The organism is Sphingopyxis sp. SCN 67-31 (genome assembly GCF_001725095.1).
Genome location: NZ_MEFH01000017.1, coordinates 38,262 through 54,530 on the forward strand (window position 1 = coordinate 38,262; position 16,269 = coordinate 54,530).

Consider the following 16,269-nt stretch of genomic DNA (forward strand, 5'->3'; position numbering starts at 1 on the left):
TCGCGCCGCCACCGCTCAGCCCCCGCCTTCGACGATGGCGGCGACGCGTTCGGCCGAACCCGCCGCATAGGTCCAGCCAAGCGCCCCATGCCCCGTGTTGGCGATCACGCCCGGCGCAATCAGCCGGGTGATCGGAAGCGAATCGGGCGTCATCGGACGAAGGCCCGCCCAGCTCGATTCGATCCGGTCATAATCCGCGGCCGCGGGCAGCGCGGCCCGCGCGCTCCGTACCAGCGCGGCGAGGCGCGCGGGGTCGACCGCCGCGTCGCGGCGGCCGAGATCGGCAAGGCCGGCGATCCGCATCCTGTCTCCGAGCCGCGCGAAAACGACGCGATTGGCCGAATCGGTGATGCTGACGCGCGGCGCCCCCTCGCCCGGCTGCGCCGTGATCGAATACCCCTTCATCGGCATGACCGGCAGGCGGACGCCGACGCTGCGCGCAAGGCCCACCGACGCCATGCCGGCGCACAGGATGATATGGTCGGCCTCGATCCGCCGGCCGCCGGCGATCACCGCCGGGCGGCGCCAGCTCGCGTCGATGCGGTCGATGGCGGTGTCATAAAGGCTGGCGAAGCCTCCCCGAGCCGCCAGCGCCGCCTGCGCACCCGTGCAGAAGCGATAGGGATCGCCGACCTCCTCGCCCGCGGTGTGGATCGCCCCGACGATCGAGGCGCGGATCGATTCGAGCGCCGGTTCGATCGCGACGGCCCGGTCGGGGTCGATTACGGTCTGTTCGGCGCCGGCCGCCATCTTGTCGGAGAGAAGCGTCTGCGCCGCCGCGAAACTCTTGGCCGAGCGATAGACGATGATCTTGCCCGGCCGATCGTGCGCGAAATCGATCGCGTGCCGCCGCACCAGCGCGTGCAGGGCGCGGCGCGACAGGAAGGCGAGCGCCAACCCCTCCAGCGTGTTGCGGCGAAAGCGGCCGGCGCTGCCGTTGCGCAGGAAGGCGAGATTCCAGCGCAGATAATCGAGGTCGAGCCGCGGAGAAAAGCGGAAGGCCGGATCGCGCGACAGCAGCAGCCAGGGGAATTGCGCGATGGTCGAGGGACTCGCGAGCGCGTCGGTATAGGCATAGCTGAGCTGTGCGCCATTGGCGAAGGACGTCCCGCGACCCGGCCCTTCGGCGCGGTCGATCAGGGTGACCCGGTGACCGCGGTCGGCGAGCGTCAGCGCGGTCGCCATGCCGACGACCCCGGCACCGATCACGATCAGGTCCCGCGGTGCCGTTGCCGAGGCCTCGCCCAGACGAAATTCCGCGCGCATCTATTTGATTCCATCCCCCATGCCAGCGCGCCCGCGAAGCGGAGCCGCTTGTTCGCGGGGATGATTGTCGAACCGGCGCCGACCGCAAAGCGGCAACCTTTGCGGCTGGTATAGCCCGAAGCTATGAACCGGTGTCGCGGACGGCTTCCAGGACGTCGCTGAAGGTGCGGAGGAACTGGCGGACGACCTTCGACGGCTGGCGATCCTCCAGCGTCACCCAGGAAATGGTGAATTCGAGCGGCGGGTCGGTCCGGAACCAGTTGAAGTCGGGCGATTGCGACGCGCGCGCGGTGAATTCGTCGACTACGGTCACGCCGCCTTCGAGCTGGGCGAGGCGCGCCGCGATGAAGAAGGTCTGCACCGACACCGCCTCGCGATAGGCGATGCCGCGTTCCAGTGCGGCGCGGGTCAGCACATCGCCGATCGGTCCCGTCGCGGCGACGCCGATCAGATCGCGGTCGGCCAGCTGATCGAGCGGCAGGCGGTCCCCGACATCGCCGAAGGCCTGCGCGGGCGCGAAGGCGACAAGCTCCCCCTGCGCCAGCACGGCGCTCGTCAGCCGCGGATGCGGCGGCGGGGTATAGACGATCGCCAGATCGGTCTCGCGCTCGATCAGCGAGCGGACGAGATCGTCGTGATGGTGGGTATGCACTTCGAAGGTGACGCGCGGCCAGTCGCGCCGGAACTGCGCCATCGCCTGCGGGATGACGTCGAGCGCGAGGCTGGGCACGATACCCAGGCGGATATGGCCGCCCCCCGCCTGCGACAGGTTGCGCGCGGTCTGCTGCAGCGAGGCCAGCCGGTCGAAGATATCCCCGGCTTCGCGAATCAGTGCATGCGCCTCGTCGGTCGGGATCAGGCGCCCGCGCGCGAGCTGGAACAATTGGAAGCCCAGATTGTCCTCGGCATGGCGCAAGGTCTTGGAAACAGAGGGTTGCGACACGCCCAGCACACGTGCCGCGGCGCTGATCGATCCATGGGTATAGACCGCATGGAAGACTTCAATCTGACGAAACCGCATGCCCCCTCTGTAGCCCTGCAGCAGCACGGGACCAACGGCTTTCGCGGTCATGGTCGTTTGGCGACCGCTTCGACCTCGACCAGCGCATCGGGCGCGAGCAGCGCCGAAACCACCGTCGACCGGGCCGGATAGGGGTCCCCGAACACGCGCACATAGGCCGCATTGAACGCCGCGCCATGGCGGGCGTCGGTCAGCCAGGCGGTGACTTTCACCACGTCGCGCGGCGTGCATCCCTCGCTCGCCAGGACGCGGACGAGATTGGCCAGCGCACGCTCGGCCTGCGCCTCGATGCCGCCCGGCACGATCGCGCCGTCATCGCCGCGGGCAAGCTGGCCCGAGGTGAAGACGAGGGAATCGGCGCAGCGCGACGCCGAAAGGGGGGGAGCCGTCATCATTCTCTCCAATCATGCCCGCCCCCGATGAGGCGGGCGAACGGGTTCGGCGAACCGCCGCGTCAGAAGACGAAGCCCAGCGAGACCGTGCCGGCGTGATCCTGGACATTCGCGCCGAGCTGGCCCGAATAGCCGAGGCTGAAGCGCATCTTGTCCGTAAGACGCCACATCAGATCGACGTCCAGAACCGCGGCGTCCCGCGCGATTGCGGCCCCCGCCACGCGGAACGGCGCCGCGGTGCCGCCGGCAAAGCGCAGGTTCGACACCGGGGCGATGGTCCCGAAACCATGCTGCCACGCGGCCGAGGCGCGCACCGCCAGCGGACCGGTCGCCGAGGTCTCGGCGCGCAGCCCAAGGGTCGACAGCGTGAAGCCGTCCTTGGCGCGATCGGCGGCGAGGGCGAGCGGCCCGGCGCCCGTTTCGGTGAACGCCTTGGTCCGCGCCTCGACATGGGCGATTCCCGCAAAGGGTTCGACACTGCCGCCACCAAGCGCCAGCGGCAGGCCGACATCGGCGAAGCCGTGCAGCACGCTGCCGCCATAGCTGGCCGTATGATTGCCCGAGAGACCGCCGAACGCCGGAGCGCGCTCGCTGTCCACATCGACGTCCGAATAGCCGGCGCCGACGCTCAGCCGCAGCCCGGCCAGCCGCGCGCCGCCATAGGCCATGACGTGCAGCGATTTCGCACGGGCGCTGCTCGCCCGGGCCGCGCCGGTGATGTCGTTGCTGCCATAGCCGATGGCCAGGCCGCCTCGCGCATCCGCGTCGCCGACGTCGATCCCGCCGATGATGCCGTTGGTCTGGCGCTCGATGCGCGCAGCATTCGGGCGGTCGCGGTTGTCGCCGCGGCTGGTGAAGCCCTGGAGCCACATTCCCAGCCCGTCGGGCGCGGTGCCGAGCCGCTGCATCACGGCGGCGCGCGGCCGGCGCAGATCCTCGACCATCGCGGTGCGGACCGAAGCGTGGATCTCCCCCGATGCGAGGTCGAAGGCGCCGCGCGCCCCGGCGCCGTCGAGATAGAGCACCGCGTCGTACAGCGCGCTGCCCAGGCCCGCCGACTGGATGGCCGAAGCGACCGAGCGCTGGTTGGCGGTCGCCGCGACGTCGGTGAAATCGACGTCGTTGCGCGTCAGGTTCAGCGTCACCGCATTGGCCGAATAGCCCAGCGTCGGCGTCAGGAAGGCGAGGTTCGTCGTCACCCCCTCGAACCCGTTGGAGGCGCCGCCGCGGACTACCCCGCCGGCGGCCTCGATCAGCGTGTAATCGCTGGTGATCGCATAATTGCCGGCACCGGCCAGCACCTCGACCGTGCCGCCGTCGATCACGACCTGCCCCGTGGTGCGCAGCAGGTCGGCGGTGCCGTCGGGGTTCACCTCGACCGCGAACACCGATCCCGCCTCGAACGTCGCCGAGCGCGCGGTCAGCAGCCCGATGCTGTTGCCCGGGGCCAGCGTCCCGCCGCTGCGGACGACGATGTCGCCGAGCCGCCCGGTGCCGCCCAGCAGCCCGCCGGCGGCCGCGATCGCGGTTCCGCCCAGCGCGCCGTTGACGCGCAATTGCCCCGCATCGACGGTCGTGGTTCCGGTGAAGGCCGAGGAATCGGCCGTCAACGTCAGGGTGCCGGTGCCCTGCTGGCGCAGCTGCCCCTGACCGGTGATCGTGCCGCCATAGCCGATATCGTCCGACCGGTCGAAGGCCAGCGTGCCGCCGCCGATCAGGACGTTGCCGGGCAGCGCCCCGCTGGTGCCGCCCGCGCCGATCTGCAGCGTGCCCGCCAGGATGCGCGTGCCGCCCGTATAATCGTTCGCGCCGGTCAGGATCAGCGTGCCGAGGTCCTGCTTGGCAAGGCTGCCCGTGCCGGTGAGATTGGAGGCGATGGTCGCGCGGGTCGAAGCACCGCCCGCGGTGCCGTCGCCGACGCGCACGTCGACCGCGCCCGCCAGCGTCAGCGGGTCGCCTTCGACGCGATAGCCGTCGGTCGCGAACTGGATGCCGGTCGCCGACACCGCGCCCGCGGCATTGTCGATCGTGACCGTTCCGGCCGCGCCGTCGAACACGGCGAAGCGTCCGCCCCAGGCTTCGCTCGAAGCGCCGTCGGAGTCGGTCCAGTTGCTGCCGCTTCCGGCGCTCCACACGCCGTCGCCGCCCGCGATGGTGCCGTCGCCCGCGGTCTTCGTCCCGTTCCAGAACTGAATGGAAGAAAGGCCGCTGCCGTCGTCGACGACCAGATTGACCTGACCGGTGACCGAGGTCTGGACCGTCCCCGTAATGCCGGCGCCCAGCGGATCGACGTCGAGTCCGTTGTCGGTCAGCGCGCCGCCATAGGCGAAGATCCGATAGAGGCCGGCGCCGAAGCCGGTATCCGGGGTGACTGCGAGGGTGCCGTCGAGCGTCAGGTCGCCGAGCACCTCGAACAGGGTCGGGGCACTTTCGCTTCCCAGTGTCGCCGCGACGGTCGAACCTGCGCCGAGTTCAAGCGCCTGCAGCGTCAGCGTCTGGCCGGACAGGCCGGCGAGCGTGCCGTCGACGACCACATTCCCCGCCAGCAGGCCGGCACCGCCCAGCGATGCGCCGGCTTCGACGAGGACGTCGCTCGTCAGATTGCCGTCGACCAGCAAGCCGCCGCCGCGCACGGTGATACCGCCGCCGAGCGCGCCGGTGCCGCCATAGGTCAGCGTCCCGGTGCCGGTCTTGACGAGCGAGCCGTCACCCGACAGCGCGCCGGTATAGCTGGTGCTGAGCCCCGTTCCGCCGAGGGTGAGCGCGGCGCCGTTGATGTTGGTGGCGCCAACACCCGACAGACCGCCGATCTCCTGATCGAAGCCGGTGATGATATCGAGGATACCGGCGCTTTCGAGGACGACCTCGGAATTCGCCGACATCGCGTTCGTTGCGCCGCCGCGGAACGTGCCGTTCCTGACGATGGTGTCGCCGCTGTAGGTCGTGCCCGGAGCGCGCAGCGTCAGGCCGCCGGCGGCACCGGGCGAATCGACGATCAGCTGGCCGGTGCCGGTGATCGGCGCGGTGGTGAAGGCCACCACCTGGTTCGTGCGGTTGATGATCAGCCGGCCGTTGTTGGTGACCTGGCCGCTGACGCTGCCCGTCGTGCCGCCATTGCCCCAGCGCAGCGTGGCGCCCGCGTCGATCGTGCTGCCCTCGGCGGTGGCGACGAAGGATGCGGTCACGGTCCAGTCGCCGGACTGGAAATAATAGCCCTCGAAATTGGTCATGCTGGGCAGAATGGCCGAGCCGCTGCCCGTCAGATAGACGCGGTCGGGTCCCGATCCGGTGGCCGAGGCCCCGCGAATTTGCCCCGTCACCGTCGCGCCGGTGTCGATATAGAGGTTGTTCGATCCGCCGAGGAAATTGACGGCATAGTTGGTGCCGCTGCCGGTGAAGGCGGTGGTGCTGCCAGCTTCCAGCCGCACCGTCGAACCCGCCGCCGCCTGGATGGCATCGCCGTTGGTGGCGGTGATCGAACCGCGGTTGATGACCTCGCCCGCATCCAGATAGACGCCCGACGCGCCCTCGATCACCCCGCCGCTTTCGTTGAGCAGCGACAGCGTCGTTCCCGCCGCGGCATCGATGGCCCGATCGCTCGCGGTGATCCGTCCCGCATTGACGAGCGTCACCGTGCTCGCCGGTGTCGAGGCGACGATGCCGACCGCCGGCGTCGTGCCGGTCGTGGCGAGCGATCCGCCCGCATCGATCCGCAGCGTGCCGTCGGCGATCCGCGTGCCCCCGGCATGATTGTTCGCGCCGGTCAGGGTCAGCGTGCCCAGATCCCGCTTCACCAGGCTGCCCGCGCCGGTAAGGTTCGATGCGATCGTCGCGCTGGTCGCCGCGCCGGCCGCGGTGCCGTCGCCGACGCGCACGTCGACCGCGCCGGTCAGCGACAGCGGGTCGCCCTCGATGCGATAGCCGCTGCTGACGAACTGCATGCCGGCGGGTGCGATCGCGCCCGCGTCATCGTCGACCGTGACCGTTCCGGCCGAACCGGCGAACACCGCGAAGCGGCCGCCCCAGGCTTCGGTCGATACGCCGTCGAGGTCGGTCCAGTTGGTGGCGGGCCCGGGGCTCCACACGCCGTCGCCGCCCGCGATGATGCCGTCGCCCGCGGTTTTCGTTCCATTCCAGAACTGGATATCCGAAACCGTCGAACCGGTGGACACGACCAGATTGACCTGACCAGTTGTCGCGGTCTGCAACGCGCCGCTCGTGCCGCTGCCGAGGGGCCCGACGTCGAGCCCGTTGTCGGTCAGCGTGCCGCCGTAGGAGAAGATCCGATAGAGACCGGCACCGAAATCGGTCGCCGGCGTCACGGCCAGCGTGCCGTCGAGCGTCAGATCGCCCAGCACGTCGAACAGCACCGGCGCGCTTTCGCTTCCCAGCGTCGCGGCGACCGTGGCGTTCGTACCGAGGACGAGCGATTGCAACGTCAGCGTCTGTCCGGAAAGGCCGGCCAGCGTGCCGTCGATGACCGCATTTCCTGCCAGCGTGCCGGTGCCGCCAAGTCGGCCGCCGCTCTCTACGAGCAGATCGCCAGTCAGATTGCCATTGAGGAGCAGGCCGCCGCCGCGCACGGTGACGCCGCCGCCGAGCGCACCGGTGCCGCCATAGGTGAACGTCCCGGCGCCGACCTTGATCAGCGATCCATCGCCGGCGAAGGCACCGGTATAGCTGGTGCTCGTCCCCTTGCCGCCGAGGGTGAGCGCGGCGCCGTTGATGTTGGTCGCGCCGACGCCCGACAGGCCGCCGATCTCCTGGTCGAAGCCCGCGACGATGTCGAGCATGCCGGCGCTTTTTAGAACGACCTCGGAAGCCGCAGACATCGCATTGGTCGCAACGCCGCTGAATTTGCCGTTCTCGACGATGGTGTCGCCGCTATAGGTGGTGCCGGGCGCGCGCAGCGTCAGGCCGCCCGTCGCGCCCGGCGAATCGACGATCAGCTGGCCGGTGCCGGTAATCGGCGCGGTGGTGAAGCCGACCACCTGGTTCGTGCGGTTGACGATCAGCCGGCCATTGTTGGTGATCTGGCCGCTGATGCTGCCCGTCGTTCCGCCATTGCCCCAGCGCAGCGTGGCGCCTTCGTCGATCGTGCTGCCTTCGGCGGTGGCGAGGAAGGACGCGGTCACGGTCCAGTCGCCCGACTGGAAATAATATCCCTCGAAATTGGTCATGCTGGGCAGCACCGCCGAACCCGTGCCGTTCAGATAGACGCGATCGGGGCCCGACCCGGCCGCCGACGCGCCGCGAATCTGGCCGGTCACCGTCGCACCGGTGTCGAGATAGAGATTGTTCGACCCGCCGAGGAAATTGACGGCATAATTGGTGCCGCTGCCGGTGAAGGCGGTCGTGCTGCCCGCTTCGAGCCGCACCGTCGAGCCGGCCGCCGCCTGGATGGCATCGCCGGCCGTCGCGGTGATCGAACCGCGGTTGGTGACCTCGCCGGCATCCAGATAGACGCCCGACGCGCCCTCGATCACCCCGCCGCTTTCGTTGAGCAGCGACAGCGTCGTACCCGTCGCGGCGTCGACGGCCCGATCGCTCGCGGTGATCCGCCCCGCATTGACGAGCGTCACCGTGCTCGCCGGTGTCGAGGCGACGATGCCGACCGCGGGCGTTGCCCCGGTCGTGGCGAGCGATCCGCCGGCGTCGATCCGCAGCGTGCCACCCGCGATCCGCGTGCCGCCGGCATGGTCGTTCGCGCCCGCGAGGATCAGCGTGCCGAGGTCCTGCTTGACCAGGCTGCCGCTGCCGGTGATGTTGGATGCGATCGTCGCGGAGGTCGTTGCGCCAGCCGCCGTGCCGTCACCGACACGCACATCGGTCGCACCGGCCAGCGTTAGCGGATCGCCCTCGACACGATAGCCATCGCTGACGAACTGGAGGCCCGAGGTCGAAATCGCACCGGCGGCGTCATCGATCGTGACCGTTCCGGCCGGACCGGTGAACACCGCGAAGCGGCCGCCCCAGGCTTCGGTCGATGCGCCGTCGAGGTCGGTCCAGTTGGTCCGTCCGTCGGCGCTCCACACGCCGTCGCCGCCCGCGATGGTGCCGTCGCCCGCCACCTTCGTTCCATTCCAGAACTGGATATCCGAAAGCGTCGAACCGGTGGACACGATCAGATTGACCTCACCGGCGGTCACGGTCTGCAACGCGCCGCTCGTGCCGCTGCCGAGAGGTCCGACGTCGAGCCCGTTATCGGTCAGCGTCCCGCCATAGGAGAAGATCCGGTAGAGGCCCGCCCCGAAATCGGTCGCCGGCGTCACGGTCAGCGCGCCGTCGAGCGTCAGGTCGCCCAGCACGTCGAACAGCACCGGCGCGCTTTCGCTTCCCAGCGTCGCCGCGACGGTCGAACCGGCGCCGAGCTGGAGCGACTGCAGTGTCAGCGTCTGCCCTGACAGGCCCGCGAGCGTACCGTTGACAATCGCATTGCCGGCGAGCGAGCCGGTGCCACCAAGTTGGCCGCCATTTTCGACGAGCAGATCGCTGGTGAGGGTGCCGTCGAGGAGCAAACCGCCGCCACGCACGGTGACGCCGCCGCCGAGCGCGCCGGTGCCGTCATAGGTGAACGTCCCGGCGCCGATCTTGGTCAGCGATCCGTCACCGGCGAAGGCGCCGGTATAGCTGGTGCTCGTTCCCTTGCCGCCGAGGGTGAGCGCCGCGCCGTTGATGTTCGTCGCCCCGACGCCCGACAGACCGCCGATCTCCTGATCGAAGCCCGTGACGATGTCGAGAATGCCGGCGCTCTCGAGAACCACCTCGGAACTCGCCGACATCGCATTGGTCGCAACGCCGCTGAACGTGCCATTCTTGACGATGGTGTCGCCGCTGTAGCTCGTCCCCGGCGCGCGCAGCGTCAGGCCGCCGGCGGCGCCGGGCGAATCGACGATCAGCTGGCCGGTGCCGGTGATCGACGCGGTGGTGAAGCCGACCACCTGGTTCGTGCGGTTGACGATCAGCCGGCCATTGTTGACGACGTTGCCACTGATGCTGCCGGTCGCGCCGCCGTTGCCCCAGCGCAGCGTCGCACCCTCCGCGATGGTGCTGCCTTCGGCCGCGGCGGTGATCGAGCTGGTCACCGTCCAGTCGCCGGAATCGATGTAATAGCCGTTGAAACCCGAGATCGGCCCCAGCGTCTGGGTGCCGGTGCCGGTCAGATAGACACGATTGGCGCCCACACCGCCGGTTGCGGCCCGGATCGTGCCGTTCACCGTGGCGCCCGTATCGATGTAGATGCTGTTGCCGCCGCCGGTGAAATTCACCGCATAGCTGGCCCCGGTCGTGGCGGAACTTGCCGAGGTGACGCTCCCCGACTCCAGTCGCACGATCGAGTCCTGCCCGGCGTTGATCGCATCGCCGGTCGAGGTTCCCGTCATCGTCGATGCGATCGTGCCGCGGTTGATCAGTTCGCCGGTGGTGAAATAGACGGCACGCGCGCCCGTGATTGATGCGCCGGCTTCGTTGGTCAGGTTCAGGCTTATCGGGGAGGCCGGCCCGATGGTGCTGGTCAGGGTAGTGGTTGATGTCGACTCGATCCGCCCCCGGTTGACGAGGGTCGCGGTGCCGGTCCCGGTCGTGGACAGGTTGATCACCCTGCCGGCCGTGGTGATGCTGCCGGTCTCGGTGATCGTCACCGTCTCTCCGGCGCCCAGACCGACCTGCGTTGTCCGCGCATCGTCGATCGTGATGTCCTGCGCGGCCGCCGCGGCGGGCAGCACCCCACCGAAGACCGACGCGCACAGCAGCGCCCGTAGCGAGATGTTTGCGTGACGCTTCATCCTGATTACCCCTTGATATTCCGTCGTGACGCCGTTCCGGCGATGGTCGTGGTTGCGCCTATGCGGCGCGGGCGCCGGGCCCGCGCAGGACCTTGCCCGGCCGCGCCGGGGTCCGCTTGCGGGCCAGCATCGTCGGCGTGCCGTTCACGATCACATGTTCGATGCCCACGGGCAGCTGGATCGGATTCTCGAACGTGGCGACGTCGTCGATGCGCGCGTAGTCGAAGATGGTGACGTCGGCCCAGTTCCCCGGCTTGATCAGGCCGCGCCCGGCGAGACGAAGATTGGCGGCGGGCACCGAGGTCATCTTGGCGATGGCCTGTTCGAGCGTCAGCACCTTCCGGCGGCGGACATATTCTGCAATGATCCGCGGGAAACACCCATAAGACCGCGGATGCGGATAACCCTTGTCGCTTCCCGGTCCATAGCGGACCCCGGCATCGCTGCCGATGCCGATCCACGGAAACTTCAGCGCCGTTTCGATGTCCTTCTCGCTCATCATGAAATAGAAGGCGCTGGCGCGCTGCTTTTCCGCCAGCACGATGTCCCAAGCCGCATCGGCCGGATCCTTGCCCAAGGCCGCCGCGATGTCGGTGATCTTCATGCCGCGGAAGCGATCATATTCCTCGCTGAACGGCACGCCGAGCACCACCCGGTCCCATCCGCCGGCGTTGTAGACGAAGTTGGTCCAGTCCTTCTGGTTGCCCTTGGCGACCTCGGCCTTCAGCCGCGCGCGGATCGCCGGGTCGCGAAGCTGTTCCTTCGCGTGCGCCATGCCATCCTTGAACATCCAGTTGGGAACGGTCGTGCGCAGTCCGGTTCCCGCCGCTTCATAGGGATACATGTCGGCGAAGACGTTGAGGCCTCCAGCGCGCGCGCGGTCGATCTTGCGCCCCATCTCGCCGATCAGCTTGCCCCAGCCTGGCGCGAAGGCGGCCTTCAGATGATAGATATGGACGTCGGTTCCGGCGGCCTGCCCGATCCCGATCGCCTCGTCGATCGCTTCGAGGACGAATTCGCCCTCGTCGCGCATGTGGGTCGCATAGGTCCCCTTGTAACGGCCGACGGGACGCGCCAGTTCGATCAGCTCTTCCGTCGTCATGAAGCTGGCGGGCGGATAGATGAGCGCCGTCGACATGCCGAGCGCGCCGGCGCGCATCGCCTCGTCGACCAGGTCGGCCATCTCCGCGATCTGCGCCTTGCTCGGCCGGGCGGCGGACGATCCCGCCACGGCCCGCCGCGCCTGCGACGCGCTGTAATAGGTGCCGAAATTGACCGCCATGCCATTGGCGTCGAGATCAGCCAGATAGGCCGAGACCTGGTCGGCGGGAACCGGCGTTCCCATCTCGCCCGCGATCAGGGTGGTCAGGCCCATGCGAACCTTGCTGCCGCCCGACCCGCGATTGCGCACCGCGCGGCCGGACTGGTCCATCGTGTCGATCCAGCCCGGCGAAACCACCAGCCCGCGCGCGTCGATCTCCTGCTTGCCGCGGCGGCCGACCGCGCCGACCTCGACGAACCGGCCGCCCGATATCGCAACGTCTGCCTCGAAGCCGGGCGCGCCGCTGCCGTCGACGACGCGGCCGCCCCGAATGACGAGGTCATAGGGTTCGGTCGCCGCCGCTCCCTCGGCGCCGTCCGCCGCCAGGGCCGCATGGCTGGCGAGCAGCGCCCCCGCCCCGCCCGCGCCGAGCAGCCCCAGCAAGGCGCGACGATCGAGCGGCACCGCCGGATCGCGCGTTTCATTTTCCTTGGTCATCTTCTCGCCTCCCCGCCGGCCGGACATCAGTTGGCCAACGCCGCGATTGCCTTCGCGTCGGCGAACCGCTGCGACGAGGTTTCGCTTCCCAGCACGACGATGATGCGGTTGCTGCCCCCCTTCGACGTCGCCAGGATGATGCTCTGCCCCGACGACGGGGTGCCCGTGGTCGCGACACCGCCGATGTCCGGACCAAGCAGGCGGTTGCCGTTGTTCCATGACTTGCTGCGGGTCGTGCCGTCGGTGCCGATGATCGTCGCGCTATAGCTTTTGGCGCCGACGATCTCGCGCAGGATCGGGTCCGCCATCACTGCGACTCCCAGACGCGCGAGGTCGTGGGCGGTGCTGGCGCGTCCGTTCTCCCCGGCGTCGATATAGGCGGAACGGAAGACACTGTCCTTCATGCCCAGCTTGCGCGCGGCGCGGTTCATCTCGGCGATGAACGACCGGCTATGCGCCGGAACCTTTTCCAGCTGGCGAAAGTTCGATTCTGCGAAGCGATTGTTGAACGTCCGCGACAGCGCGAGCGCGGTGTCGCTCGCCGCCCCGACCAGCGTTGCATAGAGTGCGTCGCGCACGGTCATGCGCTCGCCGCCCAAGGCGCCCGACTTGGTCACCTGGATCTTCGTCATATAGGCCTGGATCTCGATCGTCTGATCGAGCAGCTTCGGGTCCTCCGCCGCGAGCCGCGCCACCAGAAGCGCCGTCATCAGCTTGGGAAAGCCGCCGACCTTGAGCCGTTCCTCGGCATTGTGCTGGGCGATGACCTTGCCGCTCGGATTGTCGACCATGATCCAGGACGGCGCCGAAATGCCCGCCGCATCCTGTTCGGCCGCATCGTCGGCCTGCGCCATCGCGGGGGTCGCGCAAACAGCGATCAGCCCGGCCGCCAGCGCTGTATAGAGCCCTTTGAACCTATGCATGAAAATCTCCTCTGGTAATGGGGCAGAGCGGCCGGCGGCGCTCAGAAGGACTTCGACAGCTGGGCGTAGAAGTGACGGCCGACCGAGTTGTGAAGCGAGCCGAGGTAGCCGAAGTCGGCGGCCGCCAGCGGCGGCGCCTTGTTGGCGATGTTGTTGACGCCGAACCGGACGCTCGTCCCCTTCATCGCCCCGCGCTTGAAATCATAGCCGACATAGGCGTTGACGGTGGTCCACGAGTCGACCTGCCACAGGGTGAGGTCGGCGAGCCGCGCGCCCGTCTGTTCGACCGAGCTGATGTAGCGCGCCGACATACCGGCCACGACAGGCCCGTTGCGCCAGGTCAGGCTTCCGGTCACCCGCCACCGCGGACGGCCGTTCTGGCGGAGAAGGTCGCCCGTCCCGGGAACGAGGAACTGCGAATCGATCTCTCCCGATGCCTGCGCGTCGAGCAGTTCCTGCGCCATGGCCGACGGCTCCTGCTGATATTTGAGCAGGTGGGCCGCGTTCAGCCGGACCGAAATATTGCCGATCGGCGTTCCCCGGACATCGTATCGCGCCGTGATGTCGAGCCCTTCGATCGTTTCGGGCTGAAGGTTCATGAAGCTGTCGAATATCTCGACCATCGAGCCGACCGGTTCGAGACCGGTGCCGTCGAAGGTCGCCAGCTGTTCCGGCGTCACCTCGTCGCGGATCACGGCGGGATTCGAGCTGCCGCGCAGGCGCAGGAGATAATCCAGCGCGGCGTGATTGGTGGCGCCGAACAGGCCGATCGAATTGATCTGGTGCACGCGCCAATAATCGAGCATCAGCGTCAGCCGCCCCCAGCCGCTCGGCAGCTTGGGCTGGAAGACAACGCCATAGGAAAAGGTTTCGGCATCCTCGGCCAGCAGGTCGGCGTTGGAGCGATAGTTGGTCAGCGTGGTTGCGCGGGCGCAGACGCCGAAATCGGGGATGCGGCCGGCGCGCTTGTCGGCCTCGCAGCGATAATAATCCTGATAGCCGCTGCTCGCCTGCGAGTCGGCGTTCGACACCTGCGCCAGGTCGGGCGCGCGGAAGCTCTGCGACCACGACCCGCGCACAAGCAGGCGGGGCGCGATTTCCCACGACGCCGCCACCTTGGGCTTCGCAATCCAGCCAAAGTCCGAATAGCGCTCAACCCGGCCGGCCAGCTGCACGTCGATCGCGCGGATCAGCGGCATGCCCATCTCGGGCGATACCAGCGGGATCGCCAGTTCGGCGTAGGCCGAAATGACGTTGCGGTTCGCCGCGGTGTTGGGAAGCGGCTGCGATCCCATGATGTCGCTGTCCGAATTGCCGTCGGTGCGACCGAACATGTCCTCGAACTTGATCGTGCCGTTGATCCGGTCGCCGCGGTCGTCGGCATAGGTTTCGCGCCGCCATTCGGTCCCCAGCGCGATACCGACGTCACCGGCCGGCAACTGGAACAGGTCGGGGGTCGACAGCCGGGCATCCCACGACGCCAGCGACGATTTCGAGGCACGCGTGTTGCTGACCAGGAAACTGGTCAAATCTTCCGAAGGCAGGGCGTCGGGGCCCGACGGATCGGTGGCGCTCGATCCGTTGAACGGGTTGTAGGCATCGGGCGTGGTGCGGGCCAGCGCCTGCTGGAACAGCGTCTTGCTGATCTCGGCGTGGCTGATGTCCTTCTTGTGCGCCTCGGAATAGACGAAGCCCGATTCCCAGTCGAACCGGCCGAACCGGCCGCGCAGACCCGCGACGACGCGATAATTTTCATCCTTCACCGTATAGGGCCGCGGGCCGACGTCCACGGGCGTGTAGGTCCGCAGATAGACGTCGAGCCCTTCCGCCGGCACCGTCGCTAGCGTCAGGCCGGGCAGGCGGTTCGGATTGGGGCTGCCGTCTGGCATGGTGAGCGGGCCGAACGGATTCCAGTAATTGCTCGCCGGAATCCGGATCATCGAGGTCGATGTGGTGCCGACCCGGTTGCGCTGCCCCTGATAGTCGGCGCGATAATAGTTGAACTCGGCAAAGCCCTCTAGATTCTCCGAGAATTCATGCTCGAGCGTGCTGTACAGATTGTAGCGCTCGCGTCCGCCGAGCAGCCAGCGCTGGTCGTTTTCGTTCCAGTAGAGGTTGCGGTCGGTCGTGGCCGACTGCAACCCGGTCTTCAGGCAGTTGCCGCCGGCGATGACGCTCGACCCCGAACAGCCGTTCTGCACCGGAACGATGTGGAACTGGCCGCTGCTGTTGGTCAGCGCCGTCGTGCCCTGGCGCACGGTGCGCGGGTTGACCAGGACGAGCCACGCCCAGGGGTTGGTGTTCGATCGCAGGTCGAAGTTGGTATCGCCTTCGAACGGCGTTCCCTCGACGCGCGGCCGCTGGTCCGAATTGGCCGAATAGTCGCGCTCGTCGGCGCGCATCGGGCTCGCCTTGTAATAGCTGCCGAACAGCGTCAGGTTCGTCCGCCCGTCGTTGAAGCTCCGCCCCCATTTGAAGGAAGAGCTGAAGCGATAATGGTCGGTATCCTCCGAAAAGCCGTAGCGCGCCGTCAGCTTCAGCCCCTCGTACCGCTTGTCGAGCACGATGTTGACCACCCCGGCGACCGCGTCGGCGCCATAGATGGCGGCGGCACCGTCGCGCAGAATCTCGACACGGCGGATGGCGGAGACGGGAATCTCGTTGATGTTCGCGGTCTGCACACGCACCAGATTCTCGACCTGGGTGCCGGGATGCTTGACCATGCGGCGGCCGTTGAGCAGCACCAGCGTGTTGCCCGTGCCCAGGCTGCGGATGTTGATCGACGCGACGTCGCCGCGCGAATCGGTCAGATTGCCCGACATCCGGCTTTCATTGAAACCGACGTCGCCCGCCTGCGCGACCTCGCGGAACAGGTCGTCGCCGGTATCGGCGCCGGTCGCCGCAACCTCGTCTTCGTCCATGTTCGTGACCGGAAGCAGCCCGGTCGGGTTGGCGCCCTGGATATGCGATCCGGTGACGACGATGTCGCCCGGATTCTCACGGGGCGATGCGGGGGCAGCCTGAACGTCCTCTGCGTTTGCCGAAGCATCGGAAGAAGAACTAGCTTGAGCGAAGGCCGGAGAGGACAAGAGCAGCGCGATTGCCGTACCCGTCATCAAATATC

General features: G+C 68.2%; 7 protein-coding genes. All 7 read right to left on the reverse strand.

Going from position 1 to position 16,269, the window contains the following annotated elements:
- Positions 1–15: 15 nt before the first annotated feature.
- On the reverse strand, positions 16–1,266 hold the full coding sequence (locus ABS88_RS02910; RefSeq protein ID WP_104959313.1) for an FAD-dependent oxidoreductase: 1,251 nt from the start codon (positions 1,264–1,266) through the stop codon (positions 16–18).
- Between the two features lie 121 nt (positions 1,267–1,387).
- Positions 1,388–2,287, reverse strand: a complete 900-nt coding sequence (locus tag ABS88_RS02915; protein WP_076073925.1) for a LysR family transcriptional regulator — start codon at positions 2,285–2,287, stop codon at positions 1,388–1,390.
- A gap of 47 nt (positions 2,288–2,334) precedes the next feature.
- On the reverse strand, positions 2,335–2,679 hold the full coding sequence (locus ABS88_RS02920) for a RidA family protein (protein WP_083675188.1): 345 nt from the start codon (positions 2,677–2,679) through the stop codon (positions 2,335–2,337).
- Positions 2,680–2,741: 62 nt separating this feature from the next.
- Positions 2,742–10,463 (reverse strand): autotransporter-associated beta strand repeat-containing protein, encoded by a 7,722-nt coding sequence (locus ABS88_RS02925; protein WP_104959312.1) that lies wholly within the window; start codon positions 10,461–10,463, stop codon positions 2,742–2,744.
- A gap of 58 nt (positions 10,464–10,521) precedes the next feature.
- Positions 10,522–12,222, reverse strand: coding sequence for an N-acyl-D-amino-acid deacylase family protein (locus tag ABS88_RS02930; RefSeq protein WP_083675187.1), 1,701 nt, complete (start codon positions 12,220–12,222; stop codon positions 10,522–10,524).
- Between the two features lie 26 nt (positions 12,223–12,248).
- Positions 12,249–13,145, reverse strand: a complete 897-nt coding sequence (locus tag ABS88_RS02935) for a D-alanyl-D-alanine carboxypeptidase family protein (RefSeq protein WP_076073920.1) — start codon at positions 13,143–13,145, stop codon at positions 12,249–12,251.
- Between the two features lie 41 nt (positions 13,146–13,186).
- A complete protein-coding gene (locus ABS88_RS02940; RefSeq protein WP_158682040.1) occupies positions 13,187–16,261 on the reverse strand; it encodes a TonB-dependent receptor domain-containing protein in 3,075 nt (1,024 codons plus the stop codon).
- Positions 16,262–16,269: the final 8 nt, after the last annotated feature.

What these genes read in the sequence shown, in the direction of transcription:
- ABS88_RS02940 (WP_158682040.1), bottom strand. Translation starts at nt 16,261, where the DNA reads ATGACGGGTACGGCAATCGCGCTGCTCTTGTCCTCTCCGGCCTTCGCT.
- ABS88_RS02935 (WP_076073920.1), bottom strand. Translation starts at nt 13,145, where the DNA reads ATGCATAGGTTCAAAGGGCTCTATACAGCGCTGGCGGCCGGGCTGATC.
- ABS88_RS02915 (WP_076073925.1), bottom strand. Translation starts at nt 2,287, where the DNA reads ATGCGGTTTCGTCAGATTGAAGTCTTCCATGCGGTCTATACCCATGGA.
- ABS88_RS02930 (WP_083675187.1), bottom strand. Translation starts at nt 12,222, where the DNA reads ATGACCAAGGAAAATGAAACGCGCGATCCGGCGGTGCCGCTCGATCGT.
- ABS88_RS02925 (WP_104959312.1), bottom strand. Translation starts at nt 10,463, where the DNA reads ATGAAGCGTCACGCAAACATCTCGCTACGGGCGCTGCTGTGCGCGTCG.
- ABS88_RS02920 (WP_083675188.1), bottom strand. Translation starts at nt 2,679, where the DNA reads ATGACGGCTCCCCCCCTTTCGGCGTCGCGCTGCGCCGATTCCCTCGTC.
- ABS88_RS02910 (WP_104959313.1), bottom strand. Translation starts at nt 1,266, where the DNA reads ATGCGCGCGGAATTTCGTCTGGGCGAGGCCTCGGCAACGGCACCGCGG.